The 15663-nt window shown below is 41.6% G+C and carries 11 protein-coding genes; 6 read left to right on the top strand and 5 right to left on the bottom strand.

Annotation, left to right across the window (positions count from 1 at the left end; translation table 11 throughout):
* Window positions 1-5: 5 nt before the first annotated feature.
* The 3 genes from HC965_RS04000 to HC965_RS03990 all read right to left on the bottom strand — a co-directional run bounded on the left by HC965_RS04000 (window position 6) and on the right by HC965_RS03990 (window position 5577).
* Window positions 6-3596: a SusC/RagA family TonB-linked outer membrane protein gene (locus tag HC965_RS04000; protein WP_191030238.1), complete on the bottom strand. Its 3591-nt coding sequence runs from the start codon at window positions 3594-3596 to the stop codon at window positions 6-8.
* Between the two features lie 151 nt (window positions 3597-3747).
* Window positions 3748-4911, bottom strand: coding sequence for a FecR family protein (locus HC965_RS03995; protein ID WP_191030237.1), 1164 nt, complete (start codon window positions 4909-4911; stop codon window positions 3748-3750).
* A 63-nt stretch (window positions 4912-4974) separates the two neighbouring features.
* Window positions 4975-5577 carry an RNA polymerase sigma-70 factor gene (locus HC965_RS03990; RefSeq protein ID WP_191030720.1) on the bottom strand — a complete coding sequence of 201 codons (603 nt, stop codon included), beginning with the start codon at window positions 5575-5577 and terminating at the stop codon, window positions 4975-4977.
* 41 nt (window positions 5578-5618) lie between these two features.
* On the opposite strand from HC965_RS03990, the gene HC965_RS03985 reads away from it, so the two are divergent.
* Complete coding sequence (locus HC965_RS03985) at window positions 5619-6626, top strand: NAD(P)-dependent oxidoreductase (protein WP_191030236.1); 1008 nt, start codon at window positions 5619-5621, stop codon at window positions 6624-6626.
* Window positions 6617-7582, top strand: coding sequence for a phosphatase PAP2 family protein (locus tag HC965_RS03980; protein ID WP_191030235.1), 966 nt, complete (start codon window positions 6617-6619; stop codon window positions 7580-7582). The genes HC965_RS03985 and HC965_RS03980 overlap by 10 nt, the downstream gene beginning before the upstream one ends.
* Window positions 7583-7641: 59 nt before the next feature.
* Here HC965_RS03980 and dusB read toward each other — a convergent pair whose 3' ends face one another.
* On the bottom strand, window positions 7642-8637 hold the full coding sequence (dusB, locus tag HC965_RS03975) for a tRNA dihydrouridine synthase DusB (RefSeq protein ID WP_191030234.1): 996 nt from the start codon (window positions 8635-8637) through the stop codon (window positions 7642-7644).
* A gap of 124 nt (window positions 8638-8761) precedes the next feature.
* On the opposite strand from dusB, the gene HC965_RS03970 reads away from it, so the two are divergent.
* The 4 genes from HC965_RS03970 (at window position 8762) to HC965_RS03955 (ending at window position 13211) form a co-directional block, all read left to right on the top strand.
* Window positions 8762-10051: a peptidase U32 family protein gene (locus tag HC965_RS03970; protein ID WP_191030233.1), complete on the top strand. Its 1290-nt coding sequence runs from the start codon at window positions 8762-8764 to the stop codon at window positions 10049-10051.
* Window positions 10052-10055: 4 nt separating this feature from the next.
* Window positions 10056-10460, top strand: coding sequence for a thioesterase family protein (locus HC965_RS03965; protein WP_191030232.1), 405 nt, complete (start codon window positions 10056-10058; stop codon window positions 10458-10460).
* Complete coding sequence (dprA, locus tag HC965_RS03960; RefSeq protein WP_191030231.1) at window positions 10457-11581, top strand: DNA-processing protein DprA; 1125 nt, start codon at window positions 10457-10459, stop codon at window positions 11579-11581. The genes HC965_RS03965 and dprA overlap by 4 nt, the downstream gene beginning before the upstream one ends.
* Window positions 11582-11705: 124 nt before the next feature.
* Window positions 11706-13211 carry a putative Ig domain-containing protein gene (locus tag HC965_RS03955; RefSeq protein WP_191030230.1) on the top strand — a complete coding sequence of 502 codons (1506 nt, stop codon included), beginning with the start codon at window positions 11706-11708 and terminating at the stop codon, window positions 13209-13211.
* Between the two features lie 449 nt (window positions 13212-13660).
* On the opposite strand, the gene HC965_RS03950 is transcribed toward HC965_RS03955, so the two are convergent.
* Window positions 13661-15658 carry a glycoside hydrolase family 97 protein gene (locus tag HC965_RS03950; RefSeq protein WP_191030229.1) on the bottom strand — a complete coding sequence of 666 codons (1998 nt, stop codon included), beginning with the start codon at window positions 15656-15658 and terminating at the stop codon, window positions 13661-13663.
* Between the last annotated feature and the right edge of the window lie 5 nt (window positions 15659-15663).

Here is a 15663-nt window from a genome sequence, read left to right as displayed (position 1 = left end):
AATCTTTAGAGTCCTAGCCTTACAGTCAATGTGAACTGACGTGGGACAGGAGAGGCGACGCCACCTGTATTAAAGAATTCGGGGTCCTGACCGTTTAATTTCTTGTCGGCGTAGATTAAGAATAGGTTAGTGGCTTGTAATTTCAGGGATAGGTTTGAAATCTTAGCCGGATTAATCCATTTTTTCGGGAAATCGTAAGTGACGGATATTTCCTTCATACGAATGAAATCTCCTTTGGCAATGCGTTCGGTAGAATAGTTATAAGCGTTGTAAGCCTTGTAAATAGTCCTGTTTGCTTCATATTGCGGACGGCTGAGTATAACAGGTATATTAGTTTTGGTCTCATCTCCAGAGAGAGTCCAGCGATTTTTGAACTCACGCGGCATAGCGCTTAAATCGGTGTATTTGAAGTTGAAATACGGGTTCAGGCGAACTACATTACCGAAAGAGTAAGTCATGAATACGTTTAGCTTAAATCCTTTGTACGTGAAAATATTTCCGAAACTACCTGTGATGGTTGGATCGGTGGGACCTTCATATTTCAGATAGTCCAGTTTTTCACGTTCCTGAAAATTAATATCGGTTGATGTAACTTTACCATCAATATTAAACTGCGGTATTCCGTTTTCATCCAAGCCCGCAAAGGGTATGGAGAATAGTGCGCGTACCGGATAGTCCTCACGTGCGAATCCATTTCCTGCTACAAGTTCCATCATGCGTGTACGTCCCTTTAGTTCGGTAACTTCATTTTTAGCATGAGAAAAGATGAAATCGGAAGTCCAGGAGAAATCCTTGTTTTTGATGTTTTTAGTTGAAAGAGTAAATTCAGTTCCATAAGATTTCATTGAAGCGACATTGGCAAACTTATACACGCTTCCGCCTACTCCTTGTGTTGGGATTAAGCCTATCAGGTCATAGTTGTTACGGGTGTACCAGTCGGCAGATAAATTGATCCGATTATTAATAAAACCGATATCAATACCTAAATTGAGCTCATGTTTCTTTTCGTAAGTCAATTCACTGTTTTCGAGGTCTTCAATATACAATCCTGTTTCCTGTATATCTGTAAAAGGCCGGTATGGTGAAAAACTGCGGATGATTGCCTGTGAGTTAGTGACATCCGCCGGACCGCGATCGGCAGTTAATGAGTAAGATGCTTTTAGTGTTAGATTGGTTACTGTAGGTTCTATTGACTTAAAGAACTTTTCCTCATGTACATTCCATGCACCGGATATGTTCCAGGTCGGTAGCCAACGGGAAGAACGACTGCGTCCCATACGATTAGTGCCCTCATACCGGAAGGTTCCGTTTATAGTATAGCGACCATCGTAAGAATAGGTAGCATTAGCAAATCCGGCCACACTGCGTGTCTGTGAGTGACTTAATGAATAATATTTATTTCCGGTTTCAATTCCTTGTTTGAAGAACTGATAGACGTATGATGGAATTTCTCCCATTGCATATTGCATTCCCCAACCTTGGAAAGAAGAATACGATCTTTGCAGATCGTTGATCTCCATTCCTGCAAAAAAGTTAGTGATATGTTTTTCTGCAAACAAGTGATTCCATGAAAGAGTGGTACGAAAATCGAGCCCCAGCATTTTGCGATCCTGTCGTTGGTAAATACCACCTTCAGGAAGAACAGAGATCGGCAATGCATAAGGATTGTCTGGATTTGTGTAGAGCCAGTCGTTTTCATCACGGATGGTGGCATCATCCAATCCGCTACGGTAAGCTACGGCTTGATTAGAGTCATCTAATATATTATGCTCTTGTGAGGAGGTTTGGTATCGTACGGCTCCCAGAGCACTGACTTCCAATTCAGGAATGATTTTCCATTTTAATTCTCCCTGAAATTTGACATCAGCTACATTTAATTCAATGTAATTGTTGTCCAGTTCTCGCAGAATATTAAACGGAGCGTAATTGGCTACGTAATCAATGGATGGGTCTAGTGTACGTGATGTATTCAATGCATATGAGTACGGATTGATGTCAAAATCACGGGTCACCTCTCCTGAAGCTACATCCAATGATGAATTCATTGTTCCTGGTGCTTGCTGTTTGCGGTAAGATGCACTGGATATAATATTAATAGACAGGTTCTTATAAATATTATAACTTGTGTTTAAGTTAGCTGTATAGCGTTTTACTTCACTTTGTTTATACCATCCCGGATCCAGCATGGCACTTAATGAAGCATAGAAAGAGGATTTCTCCGAACCGGATGTGATACTGACAGAATGATTCTGTGATATATTATTGGAAAATAGAATATCAAACCAGTCTGTATTGCGCATTTCTGCTTCCTGTAAGTATGCATTCCGGGCGCTGAGGGTGTTCATTAATCCGAATTGTCCGTTACTCTCGTCAAACTGGTCGATGAGTTTATACATACGGCCATATACGCCACTGTTCTTTGTACGAAAGAGGTCGCCACTGCTTAACCAGCCTTTTTGTTCCATTTCTTTATATATACCCATTTGTTCCTGTGAGTTCATGATATTGAACTCATTATATTTGGGGATCATGCGGGTGGTAAATTCTCCCGTATAGCTGATCTTGCTGACTCCGGCTTTACCTTTTTTGGTTGTAACTACGATAACGCCTGCCATGGCACGTGCACCATAGATAGAAGTTGCAGAGCCATCTTTCAGAATTTGAAAGCTCTCAATATCATCCGAGTTTAACCCCGCAATAGCGGAACTAATCAGTGTTTCCGCGTCACCGGAAGATAAATCGTCCGGACCTACGTCAATGGCATCTTCCATGATAACTCCGTCTACCACCCATAACGGCTTTGAGCTACCATAAATGGAGGTGGCTCCACGTACACGGATTTTCGGAGCGGTTCCGAAAGTTCCTGATACATTTTGAACGGATACACCTGCTGCACGTCCTTCGAGTCCGCGGCTAATGTCAGGAAGCCCATCAAGTTTCACGTTTTCTGCCGTCAATTGATTGGTAGCTCCCGTAAATAAACGCTTATCCATTTTCTGCATACCCGTTACTACTACCTCAGATAACGTTTGTACATCGGGCATTAAGGTTACATTCATTGTAGGAGACGGAGTAAGGTCTTGTGGCTTCATACCTATATAAGAGAACTGTAACACGGACTTGTTTGATACATTCTCGATGGTGAATTGTCCATCCATGTTTGTCAGTACACCGGATTTGCTTCCTTTGATGAGAACGGTTGCACCGATCAGAGGTTGATTGTCGTCGCCGGAAATAACAACTCCCTTTACGTTGAATACTTTGGCTTGTTTGGAAGGACCTTTGGGCGTAATAGTGATGAATTGGTCTTCAATGTGATATTCTAATGGTTTGTTAGCTAAGATAATATCGAGAGCCTGTCCTATGCTTTTGTCTTTAGCAGAGCCTGAAACAGTGAACTTCTTGACATCATCGTACGTAAAAAGGATTTTGTATCCTGAGATCTTTTCCAAGCGCTTTAGTACGGACGGTAACCGTTCGTTACTAAATTCAATCGTGATTTTCTTTTGTGGTTGTGCCTGGGCATTTACCTGGTAAGGTAAAAAGCATAGTACGCATAGAAAACACACAATAAGTAGGTTCCAATTTTTTCTCATACGTTTTAGTTTAATAACACTCTTTGGATATGTTTATACTACTAATGCGTATGAGCTAAAAAAATGGATACCCCTTTTGCGAATTATTTTTTAAGAAAAGTGATAAATTGCTATTATCTGTATGAATTTATAATATTTATGCAAAGTAAACTTAATCTATAGTAAGCGTATTGCCTTGCAAGGTTACGGTGACTTTTTTCATTCTGTTAAGTAATGAAATAGTGTGTTCCAAGTCTTTGGTGCGATCGGATACAAAGTGCATCTTATAGTCCATAGCTTCCTTGTTTCTGAATTCTATGTTCACATTATACCAGCGTCCCAAATTCTGCATAATATCTTTCAATGTGACATCATCAAAGTAGAAATAGCCATCTTTCCAGTAAACATAAGAATCCAGGTCTACTTCTGTCAAAAGGAAGTTGCCATCGGATTGCAGATGTGCATCTTCGCCGGGATAGAGCCTCGTAAAGGAGCCGCCTTCCGCGTTGCTGACTTCTACTTTTCCGTTGATGAGCACCACATGGGTGTCTTCAGGAGTATAGCTGCGTATATTGAATTCCGTACCGAGAACACGGGTCTGTACATTGGGAGTTTTTACAATAAAAGGATGTTTGGAGTCTTTGGTTACTTTAAAATAGGCTTCGCCTTCTAAAGTGACTACACGCTCATTGCCTACGAAAACGGTAGGATAGACGAAATTGGTATTGGCGTTCAACCAGACTTCCGTACCGTCACATAATACCACTTTAAAACTTTCACCTCGCGGAACGGTAAGTATGTGTGTTTGGGTAGTCGTTGAAATAACTTGCCGGTAATCCAATTCCTTCTTTTCGGATGTCGATATGACGGTTTTGGGTAAAGTTTGGTTGTTTGCCTTTGGCTCGTCCAATACAATTTTCTCTCCATTGTCTTTCTGAAGAACGATATGCTGGGGAGTAGCATCGGCGGTAAACACCGTGATTGGTTCGATGGGTGGGGTAGTCAGCGTATTGATAAAATAATAAGCCCCGAACAGAATGGCAATCATGGCAGCTATTCCAATGCCTGTTTTCCATAGATTAGAACGCATTCGTAATGAATGTTGTTTCTTTTTGAACCATTCCAGTTCTGCTTCTACATTGGGTAGTTTTGTTCCGCTTTTTTGTTGCAGGAAAAGGCTGCTGTCCATAATGTCGCGACATGCTTGCAGACATTCTTCGTCCTCAAGCATTTCCCGCAACTGCTCGTCGCTCAATTCTGCCCGGCTCTCCATGAGGTCGAGCGCCTTCTTTACAGAATCATCTGCGTTATTTATGTTGTCAATATCTTTATTCATTACTGTTCAGACTATATCACTCTTGTTTATATTACGTTTATTCATAAAATAAGGACACCTGCTTTATGATTTTTTTGCACATTCTTCGCGTATTACCTGCAATGCTTTCACAATATGCTTTCTTACGGCGCTGACACTGATATTTAGTTCCTCTGCTACCTCCTGATATTTCTTGCGTTGGATATAACATTCTTCTAAGATATGCCTTGTGTGCGGGGTCAGCTTTTCCATAGCTTTGCTGATTTGCATCATTCTTTCGTCTTGCTCCTGATATTCCGTTTCGGCGTAAGCTTTGGTTAATTCGGAATAGAGTTGCACATACTGTTCGTGTGTATTCTGATGTCGCAGGAAATCGATACTTTTATTGCGAACATAGACATATAGATAAGATTTAGCCGTGGCTTTATCTATTTTTGCATAATTGGCCCAGATAAATTCGAAGGCATCGCTTACGATATCTTTACTAGCCTCCATATTATTAATCAGATGAAATGCGTAATAATAAAGTTGGGGATAGTACTCTTTAAAAAGAAAATCAAAATCGGCCTTATCTTCCACGTGCTTTAAAAGTGTTGAATAGTAAATAAATTGCGTTGCAAATAAACAAATAATAATTGAGAAAAGCAAAATGGTTTTTATTTTATATTTATTGTATCTTTGTGGCAGGGATTCATAATTCATATTCGCATAGAACTAGGAAAATAATAATGGAGAGTATTTTAATAACGGGCGCAAGCGGTTTTATCGGGAGTTTCATCGTGGAAGAAGCGTTGAAACGAAGGTTTGGTGTGTGGGCAGGAATTCGCTCCACCAGTAGCAAGCAGTATCTGAAAAACCGGAAGATTCATTTTCTGGAACTGGACTTTGCACATCCCAACGAACTTCGTGCTCAACTCTCCGGACACAAAGGTACGTATAACAAGTTTGACTATATCATTCATTGTGCCGGCGTGACGAAATGTTTCGACAAAAAAGCTTTCGACTACGTGAACTATCTTCAGACAAAGTATTTTATTGATACTTTGAGGGAACTGAATATGGTTCCGAAACAGTTTATATATATAAGTACGCTTAGTGTGTTCGGCCCTGTGCGTGAGAAAGATTACACTCCGATAGAAGCGGATGACCTTCCTGCTCCTAATACTGCCTATGGCTTCAGCAAGTTGAAAGCCGAACTATATATTCAGAGTATTCCGGGATTCCCCTATGTCATTTATCGTCCTACGGGAGTATACGGTCCCCGCGAGTCTGATTATTTCCTGATGGCGAAGTCTATTCAGAAGCATGTTGATTTCTCTGTTGGCTTTAGGCGGCAGGACTTGACCTTTGTCTATGTGAAAGACATTGTGCAGGCCATCTTCCTGGGTATGGAGAAAAAAGTAACCCGGAAGGCGTATTTCCTGACAGATGGAAAGGTCTATAAAAGCAGCACTTTTTCGCGCCTGATACAAAAAGAATTAGGGAATCCGTTTGTTCTTCACATGAAATGTCCATTAATTGTGCTAAAAGTTATATCTTTGCTCGCTGAATTCGTTGCTACGCGTTCCAGAAAGTGCAGCACATTGAATTCTGATAAATATAAGATAATGAAACAACGCAACTGGCAATGTGATATAACCCCTACAATCAATGAATTGGGATATACACCCGAATATGATTTGGAGAGAGGTGTGCGTGAAACTATTGCCTGGTATAAAAATGAAGGATGGCTTTAGACTTATTTAAGCGCGTAGAAACCCGGAAAGGGTTGTTTGCTGTGGAGAAGATTACATTGATTTATAATCTGCTGACTTCCATATTGATTCTGTTCCTGTTTCAGCGGATGGATCATCCATGGCATATGTTGCTGGATAGAGCTATGATTGCTGCGATGACTTTCCTGTTGATGTATCTTTATCGCCTTGCTCCCTGTAAATTCTCGGCGTTTGTGCGTATTGTCATTCAGATGAGTCTACTTTCCTACTGGTATCCGGATACTTTCGAATTCAATCGCTTCTTTCCGAACCTGGACCATGTCTTTGCCATTACTGAACAGTTTATTTTTAATGGACAGCCTGCTATCTGGTTCTGTCACACATTCCCGCATCTTCTGGTCAGTGAAGCATTTAACATGGGGTATTTCTTTTATTACCCGATGATGCTGATTGTGGCGTTATTCTACTTCATTTATAGGTTCGAATGGTTCGAAAAGATGTCTTTTGTACTGGTTACTTCTTTCTTTATATATTACCTGATTTATATATTTGTTCCCGTTGCAGGCCCTCAATTCTACTTTCCTGCCATTGGATTTGATAATGTATCTAAAGGTATTTTTCCTGCCATCGGCGACTATTTCAATCATAATCAGGAATTATTGCCCGGACCGGGATATCAGCATGGATTTTTTTATAGCCTGGTGGAAGGTTCCCAACAAGTGGGTGAGCGTCCTACGGCGGCATTTCCGAGTTCGCACGTCGGTATTTCTACCATTCTGATGATTATGGCCTGGCGTGGAAGTAAGAGGTTATTTGCCTGCCTGATACCTTTCTATATGTTACTTTGTGGGGCTACCGTGTATATTCAGGCGCATTATGTCATTGATGCTATCGTGGGGTTCTTCTCTGCGTTCCTGCTGTATGTGGTTGCAACCTGGATGTTCAAGAAGTGGTTTGCGCAGCCTATGTTCAAATAAAATAGCATTGCTCCGCAACATTCTTATTTTCGCGGATACAATGCTATCCATATCATAAATTAATCTTCCGGATTGCCCTCTCTATTAGCGAGTATCTCATCAAATATCCGGAAAAGTTCTTCCTTTGTTTCAGCCCGAAGCATGGCAATACGTGTATTGCGAAAATTGGGAATCCCTTTGAATAAAGGACTGGCAGCCAAATGGCGCCGTACATGCAGGATTCCTCTGCGTTCATCAAGCAGATTGACGCTATCAACTACTTCCTGACGAAGTACATCCATGCACCAGTCGAAGCTAAGTGGCGGCAACTCTTCTCCTGTCTCCAGATAGTGCTTGACTTCCTTGAATATCCACGGACGCCCAAAGCTGGCGCGACCAATCATTACGGCATCTACTCCGTAACGGTCGAAACACTCCTTGCAGCGTTGGGGGGTAGTCACATCCCCATTGCCGATGATAGGAATATGCATTCGCGGATTGTTTTTCACTTCGCCTATCAGTGTCCAGTCTGCTTCTCCGGTGTACATCTGTGCCCGTGTGCGACCGTGTATAGTCAAGGCTGCAATGCCACAGTCCTGCAACTGTTCTGCCAAATCCACGATAATCTTGTTATTTGCATCCCATCCCAAACGGGTTTTCACGGTCACAGGTATCTTCACGGCATCTGCCACGGCACGGGTAATCTCCAGCATTTTAGGAATATTCTGCAACATTCCTGCTCCTGCCCCCTTCCCGGCAACTTTTTTCACCGGGCATCCGAAGTTGATGTCTAGAATATCAGGCTGCGCTTCTTCCACGATTTTGGCAGCTTCTACCATTGTCTCCGTATCTTTCCCGTATATCTGAATAGCGACAGGACGTTCTTCGTCGCTGATACTGAGCTTTTGTGCAGTCTTGCTGATTGCACGTATCAACGCATCACTCGATACAAATTCAGTATATACCATGTCCGCTCCAAACTTCTTGCACATCAGGCGGAAAGCCGGATCTGTCACGTCTTCCATGGGAGCGAGCAGGATGGGCTTTTCACCCAAATCTATAGGGCCAATCTTCATATATGATTTTGTTATTTACTGTTTATGATTGAAGTAACTTCTTGTTTTCGCTGCAAAAATACGGAAAAAAGCCTACCTTTGTACGCATTCATTTGCTTAACTGATACAAATAAGTATATATTCTATGAGCCTTAGTTTGAAAGATTTTGAAATAATGGCTCCTGTCGGTTCGCGCGAATCCCTTGCTGCGGCCATTCAGGCAGGTGCTGATTCTATCTATTTCGGTATAGAAAACCTAAACATGCGTGCCCGTTCGGCCAATACATTTACGATTGATGATTTGCGGGAAATCGCCCGTACATGCGATGAACATGGGATGAAAAGCTACCTCACGGTCAACACTATCATCTATGATAAAGATATCCCATTGATGCATACGATTGTCGATGCAGCCAAAGAAGCAGGTATCTCTGCTGTGATTGCTGCCGATGTAGCGGTAATGAATCATGCTCGTAAGATAGGACAGGAAGTACATCTTTCCACACAATTAAATATCTCCAATGCAGAAGCCCTGAAGTTCTATGCGCAATTTGCAGACGTAGTCGTTTTGGCCCGTGAATTGAATTTGGAGCAGGTAGCAGAGATTTATCGTCAGATTAAAGAAGAAAATATCTGCGGACCGAGCGGTGAACTGATTCGCATCGAGATGTTCTGCCACGGTGCACTCTGTATGGCCGTTTCCGGCAAGTGCTATCTCTCTTTGCATGAAATGAACAACTCTGCCAATCGGGGTGCCTGTATGCAGGTGTGCCGTCGTTCATATACCGTCCGTGATAAGGAAACGGATGTGGAACTCGATATTGATAACGAATACATCATGTCACCGAAAGACCTGAAAACCATTCACTTTATGAATAAGATGATGGATGCAGGTGTGCGTGTATTCAAGATTGAAGGTCGTGCCCGTGGACCTGAATATGTGCGTACGGTCGTAGAATGTTATAAAGAAGCTATCAAAGCCTATCTGGAAGATACATTTACCGACGAAAAGGTGGCAGCTTGGGACGAACGTCTGAAGGCTGTTTTCAACCGTGGCTTTTGGAATGGATATTACCTCGGACAGCGTTTGGGAGAATGGACTCGCAACTATGGTTCTGCCGCTACGGAACGCAAAATCTATGTGGGTAAAGGCATTAAATACTACTCCAACATCGGTGTTTCCGAATTTCTGGTAGAAGCTGCCGAAGTAAGCGTAGGCGATAAACTGCTGATTACAGGCCCGACTACCGGTGCCGTCTTTATGACATTGGATGAGGCGCGTGTCGACTTGAAGCCGGTGCAAACGGTGAAGAAAGGCGAACGCTTCTCGATGAAATCAGATAAGATACGTCCGAGTGACAAATTGTACAAACTGGTATCTACCGAAGAATTAAAGAAATTCAAAGGACTCGATATCGAACAGAAAAGAGGATAAAACGATGGCGCAATATATCTATGAATTGGAAATGAAGGTACGCGATTATGAATGCGACCTTCAAGGTATTGTGAACAATGCCAATTATCAGCATTATTTGGAACATACACGCCACGAATTTCTGACCTCGGTAGGCGTAAGCTTCGCGGCACTCCACGAACAGGGAGTAGACCCGGTAGTGGCACGTATCAACATGGCTTTCAAAACTCCGTTGAGAAGCGGGGATGAATTTGTATCCAAGTTATACATGCAGAAAGAAGGCATCAAATATGTATTCTATCAGGATATTTTCCGCAAAAGCGATAATAAAATAGTAGTGAAATCCACTGTTGAAACGGTATGTGTAGTAAATGGACGTTTAAGTGACAGCGAATTGTTTGATAATGTCTTTGCTCCTTACCTGAAATGACATCCGACGAAGAAGAACAACTTTATAGTATCGCCCTGACAATGATACCCGGTATCGGGCATATTGGGGCGAAACGTTTAGTCGCTGAAACAGGAAGTGCTGAATCTGTATTTCATAATCGAAAAGCACTTCCCGGCATTTTCCCGGATATAAGCCAGCGTGTAGTGGACGCACTGGATTGTCCGCAGGCTATAGCCCGTGCCGAACAGGAACTTGATTTCATCCAAAAGAAAAATATCCGTTGCCTGACTTTCACGGACGACGATTATCCTTCACGGTTGCGGGAATGTGAAGACGCTCCCGTTGTTCTTTTCTTCAAAGGAAATGCAGACTTAAACTCCCTTCATATCATTAATATGGTAGGTACCCGCCATGCCACCGATTACGGAACTCAGATTTGCGCCTCCTTTCTACGTGATTTAAAAACACTATGTCCGGATGTCCTGGTAGTCAGCGGCCTTGCTTATGGAATTGATATTCATGTCCATCGTGAAGCATTAGCCAATGAACTTCCTACTGTGGGCGTCCTTGCGCATGGTTTGGATCGTATCTACCCTCATGTCCATCGTAAAACGGCCATTGATATGCTTGAAAACGGCGGGCTATTGACGGAATTTCTCACCGGAACCAATCCCGATCGTCACAACTTTGTCAGTCGTAACCGTATTGTCGCCGGTATGTGCGACGCTACCATCGTCATAGAATCTGCCGAAAAGGGCGGTTCATTAATTACTGCCGAACTGGCCGAAGGTTATCAACGCGACTGTTTCGCTTTTCCCGGCCGTTTGGGTGATGAGTATTCCATAGGCTGTAATCAACTAATTCGTGATAATAAAGCTTCCCTGATTCTTTCAGCGGAAGATTTAGTTTCGGCAATGGGATGGAGCATATCTTCTCATCCGACAAAAACCGAAAATGTACAACGTAGTCTTTTCCTTGATTTATCTGCAGAAGAGCAGAAAGTAGTGGATATTTTGGAGAGACAAGGAAGTCTTCAGATTAATGCGTTAGTGGTAGAAGCAAATATGCCCGTGCAGAAGATGAGTGCTCTTTTGTTTGAGTTGGAAATGAAAGGGGTGATTCGTGTATTGGCGGGAGGAATGTATCAACTGCTAAATTAATACTTTGTGGATGGAAGTAATACTTGTTCTTGACGAACTGGGTGTAAGATAATGCGTTCCTTACTGTTTTTCCTACTCGATTTTTTCATATCTTAGCAGCATTAATATTACAAACATCCTAATTATGAATAAACAATGCTTCCTTACAGTCGTACTTTTCTTTAGTTTTTTAGTCAATATCCTGTCTGTATCTGCTGGAAATCCTGCCTCGGAAAAAATATTTGAGGGAAAGCCCGTCATCAATGCGCCACAGATAACAGGCAATTATCCTTCTACTCCTTTTATATTCTATATTCCTACGTCCGGTCAACGTCCGATGGAATGGAGTGTCGATAAACTTCCGAAAGGATTGAAACTGAACCCGGAGACAGGTATTATCTCGGGAACAATAGCTTCTAAGGGGGATTATACCGTAACCCTTAAAGCAAAGAATGCACTGGGCACTTGCGAACAGAAAATGATTATCCGTATCGGCGACGAGTTGTTACTGACTCCCCCGATGGGATGGAATAGCTGGAATACTTTCGGTCGCCATCTCACCGAAGAACTGGTGTTGCAGACCGCAGATGCCATGATAGCAAACGGAATGCGTGATTTAGGCTATTCATTTATTAATATAGATGATTTCTGGCAACTGCCGGAGCGTGGATCAGACGGGCATTTGCAGATAGATAAGACCAAGTTTCCGCGTGGAATAAAATATGTAGCCGATTATTTGCACGAGCGTGGCTTTAAGTTAGGTATTTATTCTGATGCTGCCGATAAAACCTGTGGTGGCGTTTGTGGCAGTTATGGTTATGAAGAAGTAGATGCAAAAGACTTTGCTTCCTGGGGAGTCGACCTGCTGAAGTATGATTATTGTAATGCCCCTGCCGGAAGAGTGGAGGCTATGAACCGCTATGCTAAAATGGGAAAAGCCTTGCGGGCTACCGATCGTTCCATTGTCTTTTCTATTTGCGAATGGGGACAGCGTGAACCGTGGAAATGGGCGAAAGAAGTAGGCGGACATTTGTGGAGAGTTTCAGGAGATATCGGTGATGTATGGAATCGTGAAGCCAATCAGATGGGAGGATTACGTGGCATTCTGAATATCCTTGAGATTAATGCTCCTTTGAATGAATATGCCGGGCCGGCAGGTTGGAATGATCCGGATATGCTGGTAGTAGGTATCGGCGGAAAAAGTATGAGTATCGGTTCTGAATCGGAAGGATGCACGCAAGAACAATACAAATCCCATTTCGGACTATGGTGCATGATGGCTTCTCCTCTGTTGTGCGGCAATGATGTGCGGAATATGAATGACAGCACTTTGCAAATCCTGTTGGATAAGGATTTGATTGCTATTAATCAGGATATGCTTGGCAAGCAGGCTGAACGTAGTATCCGTGCAGATTATTATGATGTGTGGGTGAAACCGTTGGCGGATGGTCGCAAAGCGGTTGCCTGCTTTAACCGGACGAATTCTCCGCAAGTTGTGGAACTGAACACCCAAACGGTGGAAGATTTATCGCTCAATCAGGTATATAGCCTGGATACCCGCACAACAGTAGATACAACAAAGGGTATCATTGTCAAACTGGCTCCTTATCAATGTAAGATTTATATTTGCGGAGAAGCGAAAAAGAAATGATGGCCGAATAAAATAGCAGAGGTTGGGGCATAAAAAAAGGAGCAACGCCTTGCTCCAACCTTTGTTAACCTTAAATCTAATACTATGAAAAAAATCACATGACAAATGTATGCCTTCATGAGTTAACTTCCAAATAATTCTGTTGTATTTGTTTCTCTTTTAAATTCTTTCACTGATTTTCACTGTTATCGTACACGGTGGCTTTTCCAATCTATAGATTCGATGCTATCTGAAATAAATAATAGGGAAATAAGTAAGTCTTCCTGAATGTTTTTTTCCATTTGAAAAATATACGAAATAGGACTTCAATATAAGTACCTCGTTGGTTTAAAAGGAACACCCTGTTGGTTTAAAACCAAGGCACCGTTCCTTTAAAACTAACGAGGTGTTCCTTTTAAAGGAAAAAATACAGGTACTTTGACTATTGAATTATAAATAAGCTTATATATTTACCTCCATATTTTCATAACAAATCCTCCACCTGAAGCCATGTGAACTTTAAATTTCTTACCTGTTGAAATGTATCCTACTTTGCGTCTATAATCTTTTCCTACTTTATTAGCATTTATTCCATCCTCAAAAAATTCTATGTTGTATTCTCCCTTGTCTAAAAAGGATAAATCTAATTCCATATTACGTTCCTTCCAGTCTGTTAAAGCCCCTATATACCATGTATTACCTTTTTGACGTGCCATTGCTAGATATTCTCCTACTTTTCCGTCTAAAGCTATTGTATTGTCCCATACAGTGGGTATTGAGGCTATGAATCTTGTACACTCTTCTTCTTTTAGATAGTTAGTAGGCGCATCACATAGCATATTTAATGGAGATTCAAAAATAATGTATTCAGCTAGTTGTCGGCAGCGTGTTCCTTGACTCATCGGCTCTGAATAAACGGCTTTAAAATTCTTTTTATTGGCATTATTCATTGCTCCTTGTGTATAATCCAGTGGTCCGGCTACCATACGAATAAATGGCATGGTCACATCATAAGTAACTTGATCTGTCCCTGGTTCAGCCCATTTCATTTCTTCTAATCCGTGGACACCCTCAAAATTGATGGCATTGGGATAAGTACGTTGTAATCCTGTTGGTTTGGAGGTTCCGTGTAAGTCGATAAGTAGCTTATATTTGGCTCCCGTTTCTGCGCAGCGGCGGTTAAAGTCAATCATATACTGGTCATCCCGATCCATGAAATCAATTTTGAAGCCTTTTATACCCATTGCTGCATAATGTTTACAAACACGTTCCATATCTAAATCAAATGCACGATACCCTGCCCATAAAATAAGTCCTACGTTCTTGTTGTCAGCATAACGTATTAGCTCTTTCATGTCTATCTCAGGGACAATCTGGAATAAGTCTGCCGGGCCGGCAACTGCCCAGCCTTCATCCAATATAACATACTCTATACCGAATTTGGACGCAAAATCAATATAGTATTTATATGTTTTTGTATTGATGCCTGCGCTAAAATCTACATTGTACAGACTCCAGTCATTCCACCAGTCCCAAGCCACTTTGCCTGGTTTTATCCATGAATAATCATCTTTTGCTGCAGGAGTCGCGAGCTTGTATACCATATCACTGCATAATAAATCCGTATCTTTTTTAGATATCACCATCACACGCCATGGAAAGGCAGTTTTACCTTCTGTTTTCGCTATATATGGTTCACGTGTTTTTACCATTTCTTTCAATCCTCTTACTTCAACAGAAACATCTTTAGGATAAGCGGCAAACTTTCCATAGAAGCCTTTATCATCAGGAGACACTTTCAAGAACATTCCCGGATAATTTAGCAAATCGGCTTCTGTAATACAAACTTTCTTTCCATTCTTACCTTCCGACAGAATAGGTAAGAAGGCCATACGAGACTTATCCCATTTGGAAAGTTCGACGTGCTGATACGTATTCTGAAATGAACTATGATATTGATTTTCCACTCCATCTATCTTTCTGCCTTTGGGAGTAGCTGCAAAAATTTTCGGATTATCCGGTAAATTGAATACAGCTTGTTCACTTTCTACCTGAAACGGTTTATTCAGATTAGAAATAAAACGGTAGGCAACTCCATCCTCATAAGCTCTGAATATCAAACTGTATCCACCTCTAAAATCCAAAGTCAATTCGTTAAAATGGTCTTTTATAAATTTCTTTTTATAGACAGGCGGATAAATAGTCTGGTTCTCCGTCTTATAACTCTTTTTCTTTAATCGCGGAGCTTTACCGAAAACTGTTCCATCGGTCAAAGTCATTGCAACAGGAGAAGTTCCGATTATAACATCATCCTCATGTGATATGGAATAAGTAATATTACTTCCTATGGATATATTGACCTCTATTTTACCCGAAGGATCTTTCAATTCCACAGCTTTCTGTGCATAGGTCCATAAAGGAACGGCTATCAATAAGATAGCTATCCATTTTTTAGATATTAAACTCATATATA

The organism is Bacteroides sp. GM023 (genome assembly GCF_014750685.1).
Classification (GTDB): Bacteria; Bacteroidota; Bacteroidia; order Bacteroidales; family Bacteroidaceae; genus Bacteroides.
Note: the sequence above shows the minus strand (reverse complement) of the source record. Positions and strands in the feature narration are given on the sequence as shown.

Excerpts from the sequence above, each read along its gene's own strand:
- HC965_RS03995 (WP_191030237.1), bottom strand. The coding sequence starts at position 4,911 with ATGAATAAAGATATTGACAACATAAATAACGCAGATGATTCTGTAAAG.
- dprA (WP_191030231.1), top strand. The coding sequence starts at position 10,457 with ATGACATCCGACGAAGAAGAACAACTTTATAGTATCGCCCTGACAATG.
- HC965_RS03985 (WP_191030236.1), top strand. The coding sequence starts at position 5,619 with ATGGAGAGTATTTTAATAACGGGCGCAAGCGGTTTTATCGGGAGTTTC.
- HC965_RS03950 (WP_191030229.1), bottom strand. The coding sequence starts at position 15,658 with ATGAGTTTAATATCTAAAAAATGGATAGCTATCTTATTGATAGCCGTT.
- dusB (WP_191030234.1), bottom strand. The coding sequence starts at position 8,637 with ATGAAGATTGGCCCTATAGATTTGGGTGAAAAGCCCATCCTGCTCGCT.
- HC965_RS03955 (WP_191030230.1), top strand. The coding sequence starts at position 11,706 with ATGAATAAACAATGCTTCCTTACAGTCGTACTTTTCTTTAGTTTTTTA.
- HC965_RS03970 (WP_191030233.1), top strand. The coding sequence starts at position 8,762 with ATGAGCCTTAGTTTGAAAGATTTTGAAATAATGGCTCCTGTCGGTTCG.
- HC965_RS04000 (WP_191030238.1), bottom strand. The coding sequence starts at position 3,596 with ATGAGAAAAAATTGGAACCTACTTATTGTGTGTTTTCTATGCGTACTA.
- HC965_RS03965 (WP_191030232.1), top strand. The coding sequence starts at position 10,056 with ATGGCGCAATATATCTATGAATTGGAAATGAAGGTACGCGATTATGAA.
- HC965_RS03980 (WP_191030235.1), top strand. The coding sequence starts at position 6,617 with ATGGCTTTAGACTTATTTAAGCGCGTAGAAACCCGGAAAGGGTTGTTT.